Annotated in this window: 22 protein-coding genes; 9 read left to right on the top strand and 13 right to left on the bottom strand. The window is 32.7% G+C overall.

Features of this window, described 5'->3' with window-relative positions; translation table 11 throughout:
• From BD847_RS08895 to BD847_RS08880, 4 genes are all read left to right on the top strand, one after another.
• Entirely contained in the window at positions 1–426 is a 426-nt protein-coding gene (locus BD847_RS08895; RefSeq protein WP_115887930.1) for a SufE family protein, read from the top strand.
• 88 nt (positions 427–514) lie between these two features.
• Positions 515–838: an SUF system Fe-S cluster assembly protein gene (locus BD847_RS08890; RefSeq protein ID WP_017494560.1), complete on the top strand. Its 324-nt coding sequence runs from the start codon at positions 515–517 to the stop codon at positions 836–838.
• 130 nt (positions 839–968) lie between these two features.
• Entirely contained in the window at positions 969–1,478 is a 510-nt protein-coding gene (locus tag BD847_RS08885; protein WP_115887929.1) for a DUF2480 family protein, read from the top strand.
• 79 nt (positions 1,479–1,557) lie between these two features.
• Positions 1,558–2,508: a DUF3078 domain-containing protein gene (locus tag BD847_RS08880; protein WP_115887928.1), complete on the top strand. Its 951-nt coding sequence runs from the start codon at positions 1,558–1,560 to the stop codon at positions 2,506–2,508.
• Positions 2,509–2,679: 171 nt separating this feature from the next.
• Here BD847_RS08880 and hflX read toward each other — a convergent pair whose 3' ends face one another.
• The 5 genes from hflX to BD847_RS08855 form a co-directional block, all read right to left on the bottom strand.
• Positions 2,680–3,915 (bottom strand): GTPase HflX, encoded by a 1,236-nt coding sequence (gene hflX, locus BD847_RS08875; RefSeq protein ID WP_115887927.1) that lies wholly within the window; start codon positions 3,913–3,915, stop codon positions 2,680–2,682.
• Between the two features lie 158 nt (positions 3,916–4,073).
• Positions 4,074–4,940 (bottom strand): hypothetical protein, encoded by an 867-nt coding sequence (locus tag BD847_RS08870; RefSeq protein ID WP_115887926.1) that lies wholly within the window; start codon positions 4,938–4,940, stop codon positions 4,074–4,076.
• Between the two features lie 117 nt (positions 4,941–5,057).
• Complete coding sequence (locus tag BD847_RS08865) at positions 5,058–6,398, bottom strand: DUF5689 domain-containing protein (protein WP_115887925.1); 1,341 nt, start codon at positions 6,396–6,398, stop codon at positions 5,058–5,060.
• A gap of 18 nt (positions 6,399–6,416) precedes the next feature.
• Positions 6,417–9,233 (bottom strand): carboxypeptidase-like regulatory domain-containing protein, encoded by a 2,817-nt coding sequence (locus BD847_RS08860; protein WP_115887924.1) that lies wholly within the window; start codon positions 9,231–9,233, stop codon positions 6,417–6,419.
• Between the two features lie 221 nt (positions 9,234–9,454).
• Positions 9,455–10,672 (bottom strand): MFS transporter, encoded by a 1,218-nt coding sequence (locus tag BD847_RS08855; RefSeq protein WP_115887923.1) that lies wholly within the window; start codon positions 10,670–10,672, stop codon positions 9,455–9,457.
• Between the two features lie 215 nt (positions 10,673–10,887).
• Between BD847_RS08855 and pth the strand changes: the two genes are divergently transcribed.
• Together pth and BD847_RS08845 are read left to right on the top strand one after the other, a co-directional pair.
• Positions 10,888–11,514 (top strand): aminoacyl-tRNA hydrolase, encoded by a 627-nt coding sequence (gene pth / locus BD847_RS08850; protein ID WP_115887922.1) that lies wholly within the window; start codon positions 10,888–10,890, stop codon positions 11,512–11,514.
• A gap of 138 nt (positions 11,515–11,652) precedes the next feature.
• On the top strand, positions 11,653–12,264 hold the full coding sequence (locus BD847_RS08845; RefSeq protein ID WP_115887921.1) for a superoxide dismutase: 612 nt from the start codon (positions 11,653–11,655) through the stop codon (positions 12,262–12,264).
• A gap of 653 nt (positions 12,265–12,917) precedes the next feature.
• Here the strand turns inward: BD847_RS08845 and BD847_RS08840 are convergent.
• From BD847_RS08840 to BD847_RS08830, 3 genes are all read right to left on the bottom strand, one after another.
• Positions 12,918–14,816 carry an amidophosphoribosyltransferase gene (locus tag BD847_RS08840; RefSeq protein WP_115887920.1) on the bottom strand — a complete coding sequence of 633 codons (1,899 nt, stop codon included), beginning with the start codon at positions 14,814–14,816 and terminating at the stop codon, positions 12,918–12,920.
• A gap of 81 nt (positions 14,817–14,897) precedes the next feature.
• Positions 14,898–15,821: a PfkB family carbohydrate kinase gene (locus tag BD847_RS08835; RefSeq protein WP_115887919.1), complete on the bottom strand. Its 924-nt coding sequence runs from the start codon at positions 15,819–15,821 to the stop codon at positions 14,898–14,900.
• A gap of 409 nt (positions 15,822–16,230) precedes the next feature.
• Positions 16,231–17,079 carry a hypothetical protein gene (locus BD847_RS08830; protein ID WP_147298506.1) on the bottom strand — a complete coding sequence of 283 codons (849 nt, stop codon included), beginning with the start codon at positions 17,077–17,079 and terminating at the stop codon, positions 16,231–16,233.
• A 236-nt stretch (positions 17,080–17,315) separates the two neighbouring features.
• Between BD847_RS08830 and BD847_RS08825 the strand changes: the two genes are divergently transcribed.
• On the top strand, positions 17,316–17,882 hold the full coding sequence (locus tag BD847_RS08825) for a hypothetical protein (RefSeq protein WP_147298505.1): 567 nt from the start codon (positions 17,316–17,318) through the stop codon (positions 17,880–17,882).
• Between the two features lie 89 nt (positions 17,883–17,971).
• Here BD847_RS08825 and BD847_RS08820 read toward each other — a convergent pair whose 3' ends face one another.
• The 3 genes from BD847_RS08820 to BD847_RS08810 are packed head-to-tail and all read right to left on the bottom strand — an operon-like array spanning position 17,972 to position 19,843.
• Complete coding sequence (locus BD847_RS08820; RefSeq protein WP_115887916.1) at positions 17,972–18,859, bottom strand: alpha/beta hydrolase family protein; 888 nt, start codon at positions 18,857–18,859, stop codon at positions 17,972–17,974.
• A 17-nt stretch (positions 18,860–18,876) separates the two neighbouring features.
• A complete protein-coding gene (locus BD847_RS08815; protein WP_115887915.1) occupies positions 18,877–19,272 on the bottom strand; it encodes a hypothetical protein in 396 nt (131 codons plus the stop codon).
• The gene (locus BD847_RS08810; protein ID WP_115887914.1) at positions 19,256–19,843 is read right to left on the bottom strand and encodes an RNA polymerase sigma factor; all 588 of its coding nucleotides are present in this window, start codon (positions 19,841–19,843) and stop codon (positions 19,256–19,258) included. The genes BD847_RS08815 and BD847_RS08810 overlap by 17 nt, the downstream gene beginning before the upstream one ends.
• 304 nt (positions 19,844–20,147) lie before the next feature.
• Here BD847_RS08810 and BD847_RS08805 point away from each other — a divergent pair, with 304 nt between their 5' ends.
• A complete protein-coding gene (locus BD847_RS08805) occupies positions 20,148–20,498 on the top strand; it encodes a DUF6249 domain-containing protein (protein ID WP_026727197.1) in 351 nt (116 codons plus the stop codon).
• Positions 20,499–20,547: 49 nt separating this feature from the next.
• Here the strand turns inward: BD847_RS08805 and rnhA are convergent, their stop codons facing one another.
• Both rnhA and purN read right to left on the bottom strand, forming a co-directional pair.
• Positions 20,548–21,024: a ribonuclease HI gene (gene rnhA, locus BD847_RS08800; protein ID WP_115887913.1), complete on the bottom strand. Its 477-nt coding sequence runs from the start codon at positions 21,022–21,024 to the stop codon at positions 20,548–20,550.
• 174 nt (positions 21,025–21,198) lie between these two features.
• Entirely contained in the window at positions 21,199–21,777 is a 579-nt protein-coding gene (gene purN, locus BD847_RS08795) for a phosphoribosylglycinamide formyltransferase (RefSeq protein ID WP_115887912.1), read from the bottom strand.
• 175 nt (positions 21,778–21,952) lie between these two features.
• Here purN and BD847_RS08790 point away from each other — a divergent pair, with 175 nt between their 5' ends.
• The gene (locus BD847_RS08790; protein WP_007137004.1) at positions 21,953–22,189 is read left to right on the top strand and encodes an acyl carrier protein; all 237 of its coding nucleotides are present in this window, start codon (positions 21,953–21,955) and stop codon (positions 22,187–22,189) included.
• Positions 22,190–22,342 lie beyond the last annotated feature (153 nt).

Below are 22,342 nucleotides of genomic sequence, written 5' to 3'. Positions count from 1 at the left end.
ATGACAATTAAAGAAATTCAAAACGAAATAATAGACGAATTTTCGATGTTTGATGATTGGATGCAACGTTATGAATACATCATCGAATTGGGAAAAACTCTTCCGTTAATTAAAGAAGAATATAAAACCGACGAAAATTTAATCAAAGGTTGCCAGTCAAAAGTTTGGTTGCAAGGCGAAGAAAAAGAAGACAAAATTGTTTTCACTGCAGACAGCGACGCGATTTTGACAAAAGGAATTATTGCGATTTTAATTCGTGCATTCTCTAATCAAAAAGCATCAGATATCATAAATGCTGATACTGATTTTATTGACGAAATTGGATTAAAAGAACATTTATCAGCAACACGCGCCAATGGTTTGGTTTCGATGATCAAAAACATCAAAATGTACGCTTTGGCTTTTGACGCAAAAAACAAAAATTAAATTTCTTTTGCCACGAATTTCACGAATTGACACTAATTTTTAAATTCGGGAAATTTGTGAAATTCGTGGCGAAAAAACAAATAACAAAATGGAACAAGAAATAGACACAAACGAATTAGGAGAATCAATCGTAAAAGTTTTAAAAGGAATTTACGATCCTGAGATTCCTGTAGATATTTATGAATTAGGATTAATTTACGATGTAATGGTTAATACTGATTACGAAGTAAAAATCCTTATGACACTTACATCTCCAAACTGCCCAGTAGCAGAAAGCTTACCAAGAGAAGTGGAAGAAAAAGTAAAAACAATCGAAAACATTAAAGATGTTGACGTTGAAATCACTTTCGATCCGCCTTGGAGTAAAGATTTAATGAGCGAAGAAGCTAAGTTAGAATTAGGAATGCTTTAAAAAGTTTTCAGTTTACAGTCGCAGTTTACAGTACTTAACTGTGACTAAAAACTCCTTAAAAATATACAGTTTACAGTTTCAGTCTCAGTGCTCAACTGCGACTGAAAACTGTGACTGAAAACTAAAAAAAATGGAAGAAATCATCAATAAAGTTGCCAACAGTGCTTTAGAAGTTTTTGATCTTGAGGATTATTATCCAAAAGGAATGCGTGTGCAGATTGACATTTCGCAATGGCTTTTGGAAGGATTTTTATTGAAAGAAAAAGACTTTAGAGAACATCTTAAAAATCACGATTGGTCGCAATATCAAGATCAATATGTGGCAGTACATTGCAGTACAGATGCCATTATTCCGGCTTGGGCATTAATTTTAGTGAGCGTTCATTTGGCGCCTTATGCCAAAAAAGTAGTGAATGGAACTATTGAGGATTTGGATTCAAGTTTATATGAAGAAATTCTAAGCAAAATCGATTATTCTGTTTACAAAAGTAAACCGGTAATTGTAAAAGGCTGTTCTAGAAAACCGGTTCCAATGCGTGCTTATATTTTAGCCACAACCTATTTACAGCCATTTGCAAGAAGCATAATGTATGGCGAAGCATGCTCTGCAGTACCTTTATATAAAGAATCTAAGAAATAACCTGCTTTTACAATCAATTAACACTTAAGCTTTTAACGGTTTTTAGTATATTTGTTTATACACTTCTAAACTAAAGACCATGAGAAAGCTAACCTTATTACTTTTCGTTTTAGTAAACTTCACATTTTTACAAGCCCAAAATTCAGAAAAAGAATTAATTACAAACACTGAAAAAGCAGTAAAAAAAATTAACGACACCATCGAAGGCGAAGGCTGGAAAACCAAAGGAACAGTCTCACTTTTATTGAATCAGTCGAGCTTTAACAACTGGATTGCCGGAGGAGAAGACAGCTTTTCAGGAACCTTAGGAATCAATTACGATTTCAATTACAAAAAAGAGGATCTAACCTGGGACAATAAAATTCTAGCGTCATATGGATTATTACAAACCAAAAATGATGACTTCACAAAAAAAACCGATGACCGTCTAGAATTCAACTCCATAGTTGGAAAAAAAGCTGTGGGACAATGGTATTACTCTTACTTCCTGAATTTTAGAACACAGTTTTCTACTGGTTATATTTATGGACAGGACGACAATGGCAAGCAAATCAGGACCGAACAAACCAAATTTATGTCACCTGGTTATCTTACCACGGGTCCCGGAATTTATTGGACAAAAGATGATAATCTTAAAATAAATTTCGCACCACTAACCTCAAAATTCACTTTTGTAGACAGCGCTTACACTACAGGAATAGACAGATTTACTGGATTACCTTATGTTGATGGTGATTATTTTGGAGTCGATGAAGGCAAAAGCATCCGATATGAACTCGGTTTCTATGCTTCCATTTATTATAAATTAGCCATTATGACTAATGTAACGGCAGAAAACACGTTGAATCTTTATTCCAACTATCTTGAAGACCCACAAAATGTCGATATCGACTATTCATTAAATATTGTAATGAAAGTGAACAAGTTTTTATCAGCAAACTTATCTTTTCAAGCAATTTATGATGATAACGCTTTTCAAGGATTGCAAACCAGAGAAGTTTTTGGTTTAGGAATTAATTTTGGATTTTAATTTGAAATTGTAAACCGTTTATATTTTAACGCAAAGAACGCTAAGTCATTTGTAAATTAGGTTTTTATATAAACACAAAGTTCGCAAAGCTATATAGATTTAGCTTTGCGAACTTTGTGTTTTATAGAAGTCTTCTTAATATAGTCTTCGCGCTCTTAGCGTTAAATTAATTTATTCCTGCTCCTCTTCTTTTTCAATTGCATCCTTATAATCTGGATACAAAAACTTATTATATGGGAATCTCGTGATATGAATTTGGCGAACAGCTTCGTAAACCATTTCTCTGAATTCCTCAAAATTTTCTTTTTTGGTAGCCGAAATAAACAACGCTTTATCCTGACCAACATTACTCATCCAGGTCTGTTTCCATTCGTCAAGAGTCCAGTGTTTTCTGGTTCTTTCTGTAATCAAATCATCTTCATCAATTGTCAGGTGTTTGTAAGCATCTATTTTATTGAAAACCATAATCGTTGGCTTATCATTGCTTTTGATTTCCTGCAGAGTCTGATTCACAGATTCAATATGATCTTCAAAATCCGGATGCGAAATGTCTACAACATGTAAAAGCAAATCGGCTTCACGAACCTCATCAAGTGTACTTTTGAAAGAATCAACCAATTGAGTCGGTAATTTTCGGATAAATCCAACGGTGTCTGAAAGCAAGAATGGCAAGTTTTTAATCACCACTTTTCGAACCGTAGTATCTAAAGTCGCAAACAATTTATTCTCAACAAAAACATCACTTTTTCCGATGGCATTCATCAAAGTCGATTTTCCAACATTTGTATAACCAACCAAAGCAACACGTACCATAGCGCCACGATTACTACGTTGAATACTCATTTGTTTGTCAATCGTTTTGATTTTATCTTTCAACAACGAAATTCGGTCACGAACGATACGTCTGTCCGTTTCAATCTCCGTTTCTCCAGGACCACGCATACCAATACCTCCTTTTTGACGTTCAAGGTGTGTCCATAAACCGGAAAGTCTTGGTAATAAATATTGACATTGTGCCAACTCTACTTGCGTTCTTGCATAAGAAGTTTCAGCTCTTTGTGCAAAAATATCCAAAATTAAATTTGTCCTGTCTAAGATTTTACAATCGATAATTCTTGAAATATTTTTTTGTTGAGAAGGCGACAACTCATCATCAAAAATTAAAGTCGATATATTATTTTCTTTTACAAAAAGATTGATTTCGTCTATTTTTCCCGTTCCAACAAAAGTCTTCGGATTTGGGCGTTCCATTTTTTGCGAAAAGCGTTTAATAACTTCACCTCCAGCGGTAAAAGTTAAGAACTCTAATTCGTCCAAATATTCGTTAAGTTTTTCTTCACTTTGATTTTGAGTGACAATACCAACAATGGCTGTTCGCTCAAAATTAATAACTTCTTTATCTAACATAGCTTTGAATAAGGTGCAAATTTAATGATTTGTAAGACACTTTACCTTATAGAATTCTGTTTTTAAGTTCTTATTAGCAATTATTATTTTTTGTTTAAAAAAACAAACCCTTTAGGAATTAGTTTCCTAAAGGGTTTTATAAACTGAAAACTCAGTTCTTATTCGTAAATAAAAGTTTTCTCTGTCTTTACAATTCCGTTTTCTTCAATCTGAGAACAAGAAATCGGGAAGTTTAATTTGTTGTATTTGAATTTTCTGCTAACAGCAACCAATGCCGTCGACGATGGACTGAAATTCACTTCGTTATTGTAAGATATATCTTCAAAAGCAAATTCTTCTTCATGATATGAAATCATTGGTACGATTATTTTATAATTATCACCAAATAGACTTTGAACAATCAATTGATCAACCGACTTTTTATCATCATAAGTAAAAGTCTTAGTAATTTTATCTCCAACTAATCCCTTATGTTTTGAAACATTATCGTTTACATAAACATATTCGATTTTACCAACAATTTGCTTATTTCTGTCGCGGGAAGTACGTCTTACAATAATTCCGTTTTCAACAATATATTCGATATCATCAACTAGATTCTGATGATTTGTACTTTTTTTAGTTGTTACTTTTATTCTTGCACCTTCGTAAAAGAAAGTCACAACTTTTGTAATATAATCAGGGCCTTCCTGGTATTTTTTTACAAATTTGATGATGTTATTATCTGCGTTATAAGTATAATTCACAACTTCTTTCCAGTCGCTTCCAACTTTGTCTTTTACAGTCATATCCAGTAAACCGTTTTTATTGTAAAAGAAATGCTGCACAACATCTGAAGTAGTTACGGTTTGAAGTTTACCTTCTTTAAAGACCATTGTTTTATTAACAATTTCTCCGTCTTTGGAGTTTTGATAATTTGTTTTTACAATGTTGATTTGCTTTAATTTAACCGCATCGGTTTGATCCTGACTGTGCATCAGGCATGGAAATACCATCATCAAGATGGCGATAAAGTAGGTTTTCATGTGGTATTTGTATTAATTTGGGATGACCAAAATACAAAATTCTCACAAATTTTAATAGCTTAAATCTCAAAAACAATTACTATTAATTTTTCTTTCTCCAAATCAAAAAAAAATAGCCTACTTCTCACCAAAAATTTTAATATCATCAACCATAAAAGCGCCATTAAGCGTCTTATCTTTTCCAGAACCAACATATCTGAAAGCGATATTTATATTTCCAGAATATCCAGATAAGTCAATACCACCCGAACTGATAAATTGCCGCGCAGGTGTTGAAAGTGTAGGAACTTTTGCTTCCAATTTTATCCATTTTGCCTTAGCAATACCAGAGCCATCAAAATTTGTTGAAATATAAACTTCTAAAGTATTTAATGGCGAATCAGTTTTTAAATCATGTTGTGCACTTCTAAAAGACAATACTGCATTTTTGTAACCAGATAAATTAATTTTTGGAGAAACCAACCAAGCAATATTTTCAGCTGCCGTTGTACTCGTGGTATTAAACTCTGCATATCCATTTCCAGAATAAACCATACTTTTCCATAATTTTGCAGCCTTTTCGACAATATTACTCCACCCCGGAAGTGCAAAATTGACATTATTTTTAACCGACTGAAAATCCTCTGAAAAAAACGGAGTATTTCTTTTTCCACCCATTACAATATCACTCTCAAACCGAACCATAAACTGATAATCTGATCCAAACTTGGTCAAAATTCCACGGACTTTTCCACTTCCATCTGGTACAAAATGATCTGCAAATTTTGCATAACTGCTAGTTCTAAAAATAAGTTGATTTCCCGTATTATCTCTTAAATTCCAATTTGTTGAACCACCAACGTTATTTGATTCTTCAAAATAATGACGGCCTAAAGCATCTTCTGTAAATTCAACATTATTGAGTTCTATTAAAGTATTTAATTTTAAATCATTAAGCGCTTCTTCAATAGAAAGCGATTCGACCAATTCATTTTCATCGATAATTGTGCAGGAAGCATTCAATATATTTTTGATTTCATTTTGCGAAATTCTTCCAATTGTTGGGTCACCGGCGTTACTCACATATAAATCACCAATTCTTAATCCGCCATAATACAAATCTGTAAATTGATTTTTAAGTTTTACGTAAACTTTGTTTCCTACTCTGTAATCGATATACGTATTTGAAGCATCGACCGGAACACTAAAACCTATTGCCGGATTTTTTTCGGAGGCTTTTGTTTGAAACGAGATGGCTTTAAAAAAATTTCCTCCTTCATCACTCGATACAACATAAGCTTCAATAATATCATTATATGAATATTGTTTTGCCGTTGGACTTGAAAGTTCATACACTTTTTCAACGGTTTTATTCACCTCAAAATCTGGCTGTGTACACGCCAATTTTGGCGTTTCAATTTCACTGTTGCAACTGCAGAAAAATAATGAAGAAATGAAATAGAAAAGTATTTTTTTCATGAGAAATAAATTTTCAGTTTATAAACCGAGAGTAAGATTTAAAAAATAAGTTCGGCCGTAACCGTAATAATATTTTGGCCCAAAGGATGGCGTTCCACTCGAAACATCTTGATTCAATGCTCTGAAATTGGCATTCCGAGCTTGTTCAAAACCGCCCGTTTTATATACTAATTCCAGCGCATTATTAACGCTTCCAAAAAGCCCAATATATTTTTTATAAACACGCCACGATTTTCCACCACTGAAATTAAGTAAGCTTATGGGATTAAACTTTTCCTGTTTAAGCAATTCATTTCCGCGTTCAGAAGTGGCTTCCGTAAAAGGAAATCCGTTGACTGGATTAATATAAAATTGAGATGTTCTCGAGATTGGAGAAACATCAATATAATTATCTGTCAAATAATTTATATTGAAAGCAAGCCACCAAAATTTAGGATCACGATATTCGAAACCAAAGGAACAGGCATTTTGAGGCGTTCCGGCTTGTTTGTAATTTTTGAGATATGCACGTCCAAAATCAAAAGTTGTCTGCGCGTTGTCTTTTACGGCATTTGCATCATTTACAATCGAAACATTTGGATTACTGTTATAAATAAAATTTCCGTAAGCGGCAGAAAAAGTTGTTTTTAAAGTTGATGAAATCTGATATTCAAAACTCAACTCTGCTCCAGTATTTTTCTTGTCTAATTTTGTTAAAGTCTGACTAACGAAAGCATCTGTTGGATCGTAACCAAGACCTTTATCAAAAATTCCTTCAGCATAAAAAAAAGAAGTTTTAGAAGTGTTTTTTATCAAAGTATAATAAGCCGTAAAACGTAGTTTGAGTTTTGGTGAGCGATATACGTAATTTGCCTCAGCACTGGTTACATTTTCACTTTCGATTCCGTTCACTATAGTATTGTTTAAACGTGAATTTGAAAATGTGTTTCGCAAAGATGGTGCTCTGGTAAGATGTTCCGCATTAACAAAAAACCATTGTTTACCCGAAATTTTATAATTGAATCCTCCTTTGAAACCAAAATTCTCAAAAGTTACTTTGTCGCTTTTCCCTAAAGAATTATTGGCGTAAATTCCGTTTTGATACAATCCTTCACGTTGATAATTAGCAATAGAATAGCATTGTCCCAGATAAAATTCAGTTTTATTATAGGAGAATTTAAACTGCGTAAAAGTATCAATTGTATTGGCTAAAAAATTATAATTATAGCCATAAATATCTCCTTCTTTTACTTGTCTATCTGGATGCTGCAAATCCGACTGAGATAAATTTCCTTTGTAAAACGGATCAATATCTTCAAAATATGCTCCGCCGAGAAGATCCAGCAAATACTGAAAATTATGCGATTTTAAATTCCGGTAAACAAATCCTGCGTCAAAAGAAAGGTTTGAACTTATCTGAGAATTCAAGTTAGAATTTAATGCAAAAGTTTTATCATCTGTTCTATCTTCATAAAGAACATAATGGCTCTGAGCGGGTTCATAACCATTTTCAGTAGGGTTTTGATTTGCTAAATACATTGTATTCCAATCAATTTCTGAATTTGCCAGAAATGCAATTTTGCTTTTTTCTGCATTTTCATAATCTGGGGTAAAATCTCCTGAAAATTCACCGTGATCTTTGGCGTAAAGCGAACTGAAATAACTTGGCATTTTTCTGTAATAAACAGGATCTGGACTGTTGCCATTTTGATAATCGATATTGCTGTTTCCAACTTTTCCAAACTGATACATTAAGCCTGAATTCAGAGTGTTTTTTTCGTCGATCTTAAAATAATGATTCAGCATCAAGAGCGGTTCTTCAATATTTTTTACTCTGGCATTTCGTTTTTTACCATTCTGAAATCCCCAATATGAATTGTATTTTTCACCCTTTAAACCAATTACTTCATCTGTGTTTGGCGAATTTTTTCCACGGGAATTTGGTGTATAAAATCCAGTGAAATTGAGCGCGTGTTTGCTGTTTAATTTCTTTTCAACACTTATAAAAAAGGAATCGGCATTAAAATTTGTTCCTTCAAAATAGCCTTCTTCCGTATATCTTTTTCCGGCTGAAACGGCATACGCCCAGCCCGAAGCATTCATTCCTGAAGCATATGTTCCAATGGCACGCCAAGTATAAGCCGAATTACTTCCTGAAAATGTAAGTTGCGTTCCTTTTCTATACAAAGAAGCTCGCGTGGCAATTTGCTGTGTTCCTAAAACGCCACCGAAAGTATAATTTGAAACTGCGGCACCAACCGAAAATTCCTGATTTCGGAGTACATTATTCAAGCCTCCCCAATTATTCCACTGTGGTCTTCCGTCGTAAATTTTATTCATAGTCATGCCGTTGAGCATCATGGTTCCGTTTTCGCTGTCTAAACCGCGAACTTTAAATCGGGCTTGACCCCAATTAAAAGCAGAAGCTTGCATAAAAGCATCTTTTGAAGATTGCAAAAGTCCTGAAGTCATTTCTGATGAACTACTATCATCAGACAAATCTGTGTCTAAAAGTGTAATTAACGCAGACGGAGTTTCATCAGAATATAAATCTTCTAATTGTAATGTTCCGAGATAAACTATTTGACCAAAATTAGATTGAATTTTAAGCAGTAAATCTTTGAATCCCTGACTATGAATCAACAGCAATTGTTCTCCATTTAAAGAAGAATGCAATTCAAATTGACCCGTTTTTGAAGTAAGTTTTGTTATGGAAGTATTTTGAATTGTAACCACAACATTCTCGAGAGGATTTTGTGATTTTGCATCAACAACAACTCCTCTAAAAACTGTTTCTTGTGCAAAAGCAAAACTAAAAGACCATAGAAGTAAAAAAATGAAGTATTTTTTTATCATTAAAATTCCAATTTATTTTTGAAAATGGTTTTCGGATATTCATCCTATTCAAAAGATAAAATTGGTTTTTTGGAAAAGTATAAAGATTTAAATTCTTAAATCCTGAAATTCAAATGTAAAGAAAATATTCAAAAATATATGTTTTTTCTTACTAATGTTTTGATTGAAATTTAAAATTATTTAACTACATTCGCCTATTTTTTGCTTTTTAGTTATGAATTTTATTCTGTAGTTCTAATTTTAGAAACCATAAAAGCGATCAGAACACCAAAGATTCCGATAAAAGCAAAAGAGAATTGAAGTCCAAAATTTTCTGCAATGTGACCAATAACAGGAGGTCCCATTAAAAACCCTAAGAAACTTACGCTCGAAACAATTGTCAAAGCTTCTCCTGGCGGAACCGTCGGGTTTTTTCCTGCCATACTGTAAACCGTAGGAACAATCGTTGCCACGCCCAATCCAACGGCCATAAAAGCAATCGTACACGGAATTAAATAAGGAAGAAAAACAGCCGTGAAAAGTCCGCCGGAAATCATAACACCACTAATTTGCATGACACGCTCACGCCCGAATTTATTAATGAGTCCGTCGCCTAAGAATCTTCCGCTGGCCATCATAATCATAAACGATGTATAACCTAAAATTACCAACGGCCCTGGCGCTTTTACAATATCTTTAAAGTATACACCGCTCCAGTCAAACATTACACCTTCGCTGGCCATACTGCAAAAACCAATTACACCAAGCCAGATTAAAGTGCTATCTGGTTTTGTAAATAATTTTTTCTTTTCTCCTTTATGTTTGATTTTTTCTTTGGCTTTGACCAAAAATTTAAAATTAAACGCCACCATTAATAGTACAACACATCCAACAATTATAAAATGATGCAGCGGAGATAAATGTAAAGCTAACATTCCGAGACCAACCAAAGCTCCAGAAAAACCAGCAAAACTCCACATTCCGTGAAACGAAGACATTATTGTTTTTCTAAAAAGTACTTCGGTGTAAACACCTTGAGTATTTACTGCTATATTGGCTAGGTTTCCAAACAAGCCAAACAAAAACAATCCTAAAGACAATTGCAGTGCGGTTGTTGCCAATCCTAAATTTATCAGACAAACAACATACATTATAAGAGAGAAAACTAGAATGCGATGGCTCCCAAATTTGGTAACCATTTTTCCTGAAAAAGGCATAATGACCAATTGTCCCATTGGCAAAGCAAAAAGTATAGATCCCAGATCGCCTTCGCTTAAATGCAAAGCTGTTTTGATATCCGGAATTCGGCTTGCCCAAGTTGCAAAACTTAATCCCATTCCGAAATAAAACATTCCAACTGCAAAACGAATTCGGTTTAAATAGGAAGCTTTGGCTTCTCTAAAAACTTTCTTGATTTTTCCTTTGGTTTGAAATAGTTCTAATGGATTAAAATTTATCAAAATAGTAGCATTTTAGGGATTATACCATAAAAGTACAAAAATCCTCTATTATATAGGTACAAGGAAAGATGCACTACTTATTTATAACGTTATTGTTTATAATTAGTATTTCCGAGTATTAAAAATGTTAGAAAATTTACTTTACTATTTTATTATTCTGCGCATTCCTTAATGATCTAATTGTCTAATTCTCGAATTAAAGTTACTTTTGCCTTATGATAAAATGGATAACAAAACTGTTTTCATCAACAAATAAAGAAGAGGATACAGATAATATGAAGAAATATTTAATCGTTGGACTTGGCAACATTGGTGCTGAATATGTAAACACCAGACATAATATTGGTTTTAAAGTGCTAGACTTTTTAGCCAAACAAGAAAGCCTTTCATTTGAAACTGTAAAACTTGGCTCGCTTGCCGAATACAAATTTAAAGGAAGAACATTTTTTCTGCTTAAGCCAAACACTTACATGAATTTAAGTGGAAAAGCAGTGAAATACTGGATGGATAAAGAAAATATTCCGTTAGAGAACATATTTGTTATTACCGATGATTTGAATCTTCCTTTCGGAACTATTCGCATCCGTAAAAAAGGAAGCGATGGAGGCCATAACGGACTCAAAAACATCAACCAAATATTAAACACGCAGGAATACACTCGTTTTAGATTCGGAATCAGTGACGAATTCAAAAAAGGACAGCAAGTTGATTATGTTTTAGGTGATTGGGATGAAGATGAAAAAGCAAAATTGCCAGAACGTTTAGAAGTGGCATCTGAGATTATAAAATCTTTTGGTACTGCAGGATTGGAAAATACAATGACAGCTTTTAACGGAAAATAAAGATTTTCAAGCATTTATATGCTAAAAAATGAAATAATCGATTTATTAAATCGAATAATAACTAAATAGTATTTTCTATTCCAAAGTTAAATGTCTAAATTTGGATAAATAATTATAAATCCTAAAAATCATAATATCATGGCTTTTGAATTACCACAATTACCTTACGCATATGATGCATTAGAACCACATATTGATGCACGTACAATGGAAATCCATCATACAAAGCACCACAATGCATACACAACAAATCTTAACGCTGCTATCGCAGGAACAGATTTAGAAGGAAAAACAATCGAAAATATCTTAATCAACTTAGATAAATCAAACGCTGCAGTTCGTAACAATGGTGGAGGTTTCTACAACCACAATTTATTCTGGACTGTAATGTCTCCAAACGGAGGCGGATTACCAACAGGTGATTTATTGGCTGCAATCGAAGCTTCTTTTGGAACTTTTGACGAATTTAAAGCAAAATTTGCTAAAGCCGGAGCAACTCAATTTGGTTCTGGATGGGCTTGGTTAACAGTTCAAAAAGGAGGAAAATTAGAAGTTGTAGGTACTCCAAATCAAGATAACCCATTAATGCCGGAAGTTGCTGGTAACGGTGGAACTCCAATCTTAGGAATGGACGTTTGGGAGCACGCTTACTACTTAAACTACCAAAACAGAAGACCAGATTATATTGAAGCTTTCTTCAGTGTAATTAACTGGACAGAAGTTGCAAGAAGATTTGCTTTAGACAAATAAGAGAAAAGAGCAAAGAATAAAGAACAAAGACGAGTACCGAAAGGTTGCTCGTCTTTTTTTTATCTATTCATTTCGTCTTGATTCTATAATCTTGTTTCTTTTCTCTAAAAAAAGAAAATAAAAAAGGCGAAATCTCTTTCGCCTTTTTTGCCCCAAATCTACCATAAACTTAACCTACTAATGTTATGGTTCAGTAAATGTATGGTAGCTATTTCTATTAAAAAAACTTTTTAGACGAATGGTCAATATATCCGATTAAATAACAAAACTTGCTGATAATCAATAAGTTGTGTCAAATAAAAAAGGCGAAATCTCTTTCGCCTTTTTTGCCCCAAATCTACCATAAACTTAACCTACTAATGTTATGGTTCAGTAAATGTATGGCAGCTATTTCTATTAAAAAAACTTTTTAGATGAATGACTAATATTTTCGATTAAGTGACTCTAGTATTCTCTTTTATAAGTACTTATCTGCATAAAATAAAAAAGGTGGAATTGCTTCCACCCTTTTTGCCCCAAATCTACCATAAACTTAACCTACTAATGTTATGGTTTTCCAAAAGTATTATAGCTTTTCATTTTCACCAAAGAAATAGGATGAACGGCAAAAAAAACCGATGAAATGCACATTTTAACCTTTTGTTAGTATTTTATTAATACGCTCTGGCGTCTTTTCCTTCGTAAAAATTCATAAATGCACGGTTCACTACTCGATTTCCTCCCGGAGTTGGATAATCTCCTGTAAAGTACCAATCTCCTAAATTTTTAGGACATGCAATATGTAAATCTTCTACTTTCTGGAAAATGATTTTTACCTCGGCATTGATTTCTGGAGAGCTTAACATTTCTGCAATTTTATCTGAAATCTCTTCTGGTGTAAATTGATCGTAAATTGCTGTAACATAATTTACAACATCTTTATCGGCGAAATTTTCTTGCGCTTTACATTTCGCATAAACTTCATCAACAATATGATATAAGTTTCTTTCTTTTAATAAAGTCAAAGCAGCTCTAAAAGCAACAAGTCCTTCTAGTTTTGCCATATCAATTCCGTAACAATCAGGATAACGGATTTGCGGTGCCGATGAAACGATTACGATACGTTTTGGATTTAAACGATCCATCATTTTAATGATACTCATTTTTAATGTTGTACCACGAACAATACTATCGTCAATAATAACTAAGTTATCTTCCGGTTTAATTACACCGTAAGTAACATCGTAAACGTGCGCAACTAAATCGTCACGGCTGCTGTCTTCTGTAATAAACGTTCTAAGCTTCGCATCTTTAATAGCTACTTTCTCCGTACGAATTTTTACAGCTAAAAGCTCCTGAAGTGTTTCAGTAGTTAATGTATTTCTGTTGGCCAGAATATAATTGTTTTTTCTCTGATTTAAGAAATCCTGAGCAGCTTCGACTAAACCATAAAATGACGTTTCAGCTGTATTTGGAATATATGAGAAAACAGTATTGTCTGTATCGCTGTCAATTGCGTTAAGAACGGCTGGCAAAATTAATTTACCTAAGTTTTTACGTTCTTGATAAATTTCAGCATCACTTCCTCTTGAGAAATAAATTCTTTCGAATGAACACGCTTTTTTAACGGTTGGCTCTAAGATCTGATTCATAGAAACATTTCCGTTTTTCTTGATAATTAAAGCATTTCCTGGATCAATTTCCTGAACGCTTTCAAAAGGTACATTAAATACAGTTTGAATAACCGGTCTTTCAGAAGCTACTACAACTACTTCATCATCTTGATAGAAGTAAGCTGGACGAATTCCTGCAGGATCTCTAAAAACAAAGGCATCACCATGACCTAATAATCCGGCCATTGCATAACCACCATCTAAGTTTTTAGCTGAACGTGTCAAGATTTTTGCGATATCTAATCTTTCTGCAATTACTGGCGAAGCTTCTCTTTTAGAATATCCTTCAGCTTTACAGTCTTGGTACAATTGCATTACTTCTTTGTCTAAAAAGTGACCAATTTTTTCCATTACGGTAACCGTATCCGCCATTTCTTTTGGATGTTGTCCTAATTCAACAAGATTTTCGAAAAGCTCTTTAACATTTGTCATATTAAAGTTTCCAGCCAAAATCAAGTTACGGTGCATCCAGTTACTTTGACGCAAAAATGGGTGAACACTTTCAATGCTGTTTTTTCCGAAAGTTCCGTAACGAACGTGTCCTAAGAACAATTCGCCAACATATGGAATTTCCGATTTTATTTTATGAATATCGTCAGCGATTTCCGGATTTGCTTTTAATTCCTCGCTGATTCGCTCATTGATTTGTTTAAAAACATCCTGAATTGGCTGTGAATGATTCGAACGAACTCTGCTGATATAACGTTGTCCAGGTTCAACATCCAGTTTAATGCTTGCAAAACCAGCACCGTCTTGTCCGCGGTTGTGCTGTTTCTCCATCATTAAATACATTTTCTGGATTCCGTAGAAAGCAGTTCCGTATTTTTCTTTATAGTATTCAAGCGGTTTAAGAAGTCTAACTAAGGCTATACCACATTCGTGTTTTAAAGCGTCGCTCATTGTTTTTTGTATTTTGTGTTGTTGTAAGTTGTGTGTATTAACGTAATAAAAAAAGCCCCGTTTAACCGAGGCTCTTAGGCATTATATTTCTATGTCAAACTGAGTTAACGACTTAAATTGCTGTAATCGAATCGCCACCTCGGCTTTGCTTAATGTTTCCATCCTTTCAGTTCCAAATTTTTCAACGCAGAACGAAGCTAAATTTGAACCGTAAATAATTGCATTTTTCATATTGTTGAACGAAATGTTTTCGCTTTGCGCAATGAATCCAGAAAATCCTCCTGCAAAAGTGTCTCCTGCTCCAGTTGGATCAAAAACATCTTCTAATGGTAAAGCTGGTGCAAAGAATACTTCTCTATTGTGGAATAAAAGTGCTCCGTGTTCTCCTTTTTTGATCACCACATATTTTGGTCCCATATCCTGGATTTTAGAAGCTGCTCTTACTAATGAATATTCACCAGAAAGTTGTCTTGCTTCTTCGTCATTGATTGTAATAACATCTACACGTTTGATAACGTCTAAAAGTTCCGGAAGCGCGCAATCCATCCAAAAGTTCATTGTATCTAAAACAACTAATTTTGGTTTTTTCTCCATTTGATCTAAAACACTACTTTGTACTAATGGGTGTAAGTTTCCTAACATTACAACATCGGCATCTTTGTAGTTTTGAGGAACTTTTGGCTGAAAATCAGCTAAAACGTTCAACTCCGTTACAAGAGTGTCTCTAGAATTTAAATCGTTGTGGTATAAACCGCTCCAGAAAAAGGTTTTTCCTCCTTTTACAATTTCGATACCTGAGATATCGATGTTTTTTGAAGTCAATAAATCTAAATGTTCTTGAGGAAAATCGTCTCCAACTACAGAAACAATAGCCGATTGCAAGTTAAAAAAGGATGCCGATAAACCAATGTACGTTGCAGCACCACCTAATATTTTATCTGTTTTTCCGAAAGGAGTTTCAATCGCGTCGAAAGCAACCGTTCCAACAATCAATAATTTATTCATTTTATGAATTTCGAATTAGGGTGCAAAGATACTTCATAAGTTACAATATTGCAACGGTTTAGGTTCTCAAAATTTTCTTAAAAAAAAGATATCGATTTCGGGGTAAAAACTATTGTAAATGAGATAATTATATTTGAATCTTATAGCGTATCTAAATAAGTTTTTGGCCGGAAAAGATTATGTCGTTTTGCAAAAAACTTGCAAGTTCATCAGTTATATGAAAACATCAATAATTTTATCGAAACAAATCTTAAGATGCAATTTGGTTTTGCTTTTTTGCATACAGTTTTTACTCTAAATTATGAATCGAGTTAAAGTTTGAAAATTACCCATAAAAAAACCTGATAATTTATCAGGTTTCAAGTAGTTTTTTCAAGGTCAAATTAGAATTATCTGACTTAATCCTTAATTATTCATAAATATAAGTTTGCTCAATAAGAAATCGTGGTGACACATCAGAACCAGCAGTAACCATTGCGGTGTTTACTGATTTTACAGGAAAATTATTAGCATTATAATCAATCTTCACATTATCTGTAATTATTCCGACTTCTGCTTTTATTTGTTTTTCAAGAGCAGACGATTTCATTATATTTTTACTGAACTGAGGAGAATTATTTAGTGTAATTTCAGGAGGAGAACACAATAAAGCGTAAAAATATTTCTCTCCGAATAAATTTTTAAATATTGTTTCGTTTAAAGTTTGAGTAGCATCATAAGTATAAAGTAAAGTATGATTTTCTCTTGTGTTTTTATTAATATTTGCCGAAACTACATTTCCGTCTTTAAAATTATAAACCGAAATTGTTTTAATTTTGCCAACGTTCATAGTTACAGTCAAAACGTTATTTTTCATAACATAAAGTTTCTGTATAATACTATTAGTACCAGTTCCATTTCCTGTTATCGTAAATTCGTTGTCATTTTTAATCTGATATTCAAATTTCATACCTGAAGTACTAGCACCATCGGTTTTCACTCCATTTTTACCTCGATAATAAGAAGTTCCTACTAAAAATCCGTTGCTATCGTACTCAAACTCTTCAATTGACTCACCGCTATCAGGGCGCTTAGTCTGAGATTCACTGATTTTAGACAGCAATCCTTTATCATTATAGTCGTATTTTTTCAATGAACCTCCAGTCTTTAACGACGATAATAATTTATTGCTTTTAAAATTATATACGATAGTGTCTGGGATTTCTACATCACTTTTGTAGCGACTTGTATTTGTTTCAAGTTGAACAATTTTTTTCAAAACTTGCGCATTAGAACTAGATAAAAATCCAAAAAAAAGTAAAAGGGGCAAAATTGTTTTTTTCATATTTTATATTGATTTCAACAAAAATATAAAAACAAACCACAGTTGATACTTTTCTTGTTAAACTAATTTTTAGAAAGTTTAAATATGGTTTTTGGATTTAAATTGTACTTTTTATTTGGGAAAAAAGCTGTATATTTTTGTTAGATTTGTTTCAACATCAAACCTCATTTATGAAGAAAATCCTAACCTTATTAATATTATTTTGCCTTTTGATTTCCTGCGAAAGAAAAGAGCCTAATTTTTCTGAAGAAATGATTGAGAAATTAGCTCTTAGAGATAATGAAAAAGACGGACAACATGTATTTATTCCTTATGGATTTTCAGATGTATATTTAATGACAAACCATGATGAAATTTTTATGACAACTGAAAATGGTCTTTATGCATCTTACAAACTGTTCTACTCAAAAAAATATAAATCTTTCAAAACATTTTTAGAAACTTTTTTAGCTGAAGATTTTGTGTTTGATCAGAATTCTCGACTTATTATCGAAAAGAAATTTAAATTAAATAAAAAAGTACAAAAAGAATATGTTCAATTAGGGTTCGAAAAATTTCTGAAAAAATATTCTGAACCATCCTATAAAAAGGGAGAATTTGAACTTAAAAAAGCAATTATAGGATCTGACGAATATTCTACAATAAGTTATATATTATATTTAAACCGATATGATATTAGTTTTGATGATATACATGTGAGATCTACTATAATTAAAAGAGAAGATTCTTTTAAATAAAGATTATATTGATACTTTTTATCAAAAGAAGTTTTTAGGAAGCTAACAATATTTTCTAGTCATTGTTAGCTATAACTAGTTTAGTTTTTTTACTTATAATTCTTCGATTTATCGATATTTTTCATCCAACTGATTGCATCTTTCATCGGCTCTTCATCGTCTGAAAATGCTGTATTGTGACCCAAGTTTGGAAACAATTTATATTCATAATGTTTTCCTTTAGACTTTAATATATCAAGATATTCGATTGACAGCTTTACAGGAACTTGAATATCCTTGCCTCCAAAAATCCAGATTCCCGGAATTGATAATTTAGAAAGAATACCTTTTGGATCTGTATCAACAAACTCGTATTTATCAGGGTCATTGAATACGTGTTTTCTTGCCTCTTCTTCAGAGTGTGTGTCCCAAAAATTTTTATCTCCATTTGTATAAAATTGGAATCTCAATTGTTCTTTAACTGTTATAAGAGCGCCGCTGAATATGGTCATAAATTGGACTTTTTTATTTTTCTCTGCTGCCAATGGAATTATCCATCCGGCTTGACTCCCACCTATTAAACCTATTGCTATTTTATTATTTGATAGGGATTTAGATAAAGTGTTTACGGCAGCACTAGCATCTAAAGACAAAAGATTTAGATTTGCGAAATCAACATTGTTAGTTCCTACTTCTGGTCCTGCGTATACACCACCCGATTCTCCAACTCCACGTTTATCATACGTTAAAACTGCAATTCCGTTATTGGCCAGAATTGTAGCAAAGTCTATCATTCTTTTTTCTTGCCCAGATCCATGGACAATTACAACGGCTGCTTGTACGTTGTTGGGTATAAAAACAGTTCCAGCGAGTGTAACTCCTTCGCTAGCAAATTTTATTTCTTTAGTAGTAAAGCTTGACGGAAACGCTAATGCATAACTAGTGACAAAAAACAACGACATTAAGATTGAATATGCGTATATTTTTTTTGTTTTCATTTCTTTTATGAATTAATTTACAGTTGATACTTCTTATCAAAATAATTTTTCAAAACACCAACCTGAATCAAAACCATAAAAGGAACTATTAAAATAGCATACAATAAAGTTTTTGAAATATGAATTCCAGAAACAATTGCCGAAATTTTATCAGTATAAGATTTTCCTATTTCTAAATTATTCTCTGCTCCAGCAAAAAATACATTATATGCAATTAAAAAAGCCAAAGCAACTCCAATAAAAACCCATGTTGAAATGGAAATCAAAGGCTTATAAGGTTTAATTTTTGCCTTTTCGGCGACAAGAATTTGCGACATTAAGTTCGAAGTAAAGTCGGCAGATGGCGATTGCAAAGTATTTTCGGCCATCATTTTCTCAATAAGATTTTCTAAATTTTTATCTTCCTCTTTCATAACACTCCACTATTTCGGGTTCTAATTGCTTCTTTAAAATGGTCGCTAATTTTTGTCGGCTTCTAAATAATTTCACCTTAACGTTATTAGCATTTATATTCATGATTTTGCCAATTTCCTCTAAATTCTGATCTTCAAAATAAAACAAAGTCAGCAGAAAATTATCTTCCCTTGGTAACAAATTTAAACAATTCTGAATGGCCTGCTTTCGCTCTTTGTCTTCTAAAGCACTCAAAGCATTGTCCATGGTTTTGACTAAATGCGATGAAAACTCATCTATGGAAATATTTAAATCTTCTTTTTTGTTTTTCTTCAAACGATCCAAACAATTATTATAAGAGATTTTATAAATCCAGGTTGAAAATTTAGAATCGCCCTTAAACTTATTCAAAGAATTGTATACTTTAATAAAAGTATCTTGCGCAGCTTCTTCGGCTTCTTCTCTATTTTTGACCATTTTGAGCGACAACGTAAAAATCATATCCTTATAACGATCTACCAACACGGCAAACAAATTTGTCTCGCCCTGCAGGATTCTATCGATATAATGTTGATCTGGAATTGTACTCATATTATATAGGACGACAGTTTGTTATTTTAGGTTACAACATTTTGAAAAAATAAATTCCAATTTTTTCAAATCCCAAATTCCAATTGTTGGATTGGGTAGAACTTTAAAAAAGCTTAACCATAATGTTGTCATTTCGACTTGTATTTTGAGATTTCACACTTTTAATAAAACCCAAAATTAACTCATAATCAGCAAGTTTTGGAATTTGGAATTTATTTTTTGAAATTTTTTACCAAAAGCTGTAACCTCAATTTAAAAGCTATCGTCCTATGGAGTATCAATCAATTATAAAAACATAAAAATTATGGGACCACAAGTTTTAGTACCACTTAGCCTTTTTGCGATGATCTTTGGGATTGTCTATCTTTTTTACTCAACAAGAAACAGAGAGCGTTTGGCGCTTATAGAAAAAGGTGCAGATGCAAGTATCTTTTTAAAAGGAAGAACTAAAGGAAGTTCGGCATGGAAAATCTTTGTTGTAAATGTTGCCTTCCTATTAATAGGAAGCGGTGTTGGAATTTTTCTTGCTTTGTTAATCACAACTTATACATCTCTAGACGATGACGCCGTTTATCCTTCAATTATTTTTATAATGGCCGGAATTGGTCTTTTAACAGGATTTAAAACAGCAAAAGATATAGATAAAGAAGAATAATTTTTTAAGTTAGAAACAAAAAACGCATCAAATATTTGATGCGTTTTTTTTATTCTTTAGAACCTATGGTTTCGTAATATTCATCAATAGAAAGTTTGGGTTGCATAGATGCCATAACAGCAAGTTGATCGCAGCGTTCGTTTTGTGGGTGATTATTATGTCCTTTTATCCATTTAAAATCGACCTGATGTTTGCGGTAGACAATTAAAAAGCGTTTCCATAAATCGGGGTTTTTTCTTCCGGCAAATTTCTTTTTTTCCCAACCTAGAACCCATTTTTTCTCAACAGAATCGACAACGTATTTAGAATCCGAAATAACTAAAACTTTCATGTTTTCTTTTTTCAGTTTTTCTAAGCCCACAATTACAGCAAGAAGTTCCATTCTGTTATTAGTCGTCAAGCGAAAGCCTTCGTAGAACTCTTTTTTATGTGGTGTTCCAACCAATTCCATCACAACGCCATATCCGCCATTTCCAGGATTTCCTTTTGCAGCGCCGTCTGTATATATATGTACTTCGTGATTCATGTGTTTGTTTTTTCACCATATAAGTAATGTAAGTCCATTTAATGCTTAGGTATTATATTTTTGTCAAATTTCACCATATAGTAATGCAAGTTTCATTTAACACTTACTTCTTATATTTCTTTGTCAAATATATCTAGACGCTGAACTTATATATTCTTATATGACTTATATGGTTTAAATTTCAGAATTTGAATCGTCTAATATTCTATGAATAATCTCCGGAAAATGTTTTTGTTCCAGTTCATGAATTTTCTCTGCTACGGTTTCCGGCGTATCTTCATCCGTTAATGCAACGTTGGCTTGGAAGATGATGCCGCCTTCGTCATAATTTTCATTTACATAATGAATAGAGATTCCGGTTTCTTTTTCCTTATTATTTACTATCGCTCTGTGAATGTGCATTCCGTACATTCCCTTACCTCCATAATTAGGCAAAAGCGCTGGATGTATGTTAATTATCTTATTTGGATATTGCTCAATTATGTTTTCAGGGAATTTCAGCAAAAAACCCGCAAGAACTATCAAATCCGGGTCGATTTTTTGTATTTTTTGTAGGACATTTCGCTCTGAAAGATCGTTTTTTGAGAAAATTTCGAAAGGAATTTGATGATTTTTTGCTCTTTCGATCACTTTTGCTTCTGCATTATTTGTAAACACACAAACGACCTTTGCGATTTCGGTTTCCGAAAAATATTTTATAATGTTCTCCGCATTAGTTCCTGATCCTGAGGCAAAAACGATAATTTTTTTCATAATAGCATTAATTTTGAGAATGCAAAAAACGGAATAAAAATCCAAAATAAATAGCTTTAAAACGGCTTTCTTGAAATTAATTTTATAAATTAGTGTTACATTTATTAACTAAATAGTTGTTTTAAAATAAAGTTTTTTATTTTTGCCAACAAATTAAATTCTAAAATTAAAGATTATGTCAGACATTGCATCAAGAGTAAAAGCGATTATCGTAGACAAATTAGGTGTTGACGAAAACGAAGTTGTAACAGAAGCAAGCTTCACTAATGATTTAGGAGCTGACTCATTAGACACTGTTGAGCTTATTATGGAATTCGAAAAAGAATTTGATATTCAAATTCCAGACGATCAAGCAGAAAACATTGCTACTGTAGGTCAAGCTATTTCTTATATCGAGGAAGCAAAAAAATAATAATACCACACCCGATTTCTAAAAGTACCAATTTTTGAAATTCCAAATTCCAAATTGGAATTTGTTTTTTGATTTTTGAAATTTTTAAGAGTCGGGTGTTATTATTTTTTTTCAAATTTAAATTTCGATTGATTTTCAATCAAAAAGATATAT

It is taken from the genome of Flavobacterium cutihirudinis (genome assembly GCF_003385895.1).
Classification (GTDB): domain Bacteria; phylum Bacteroidota; class Bacteroidia; order Flavobacteriales; family Flavobacteriaceae; genus Flavobacterium; species Flavobacterium cutihirudinis.
The sequence above is the reverse complement of the archived record's forward strand: the minus strand, read 5'-3'. Positions and strand labels throughout refer to the sequence as shown.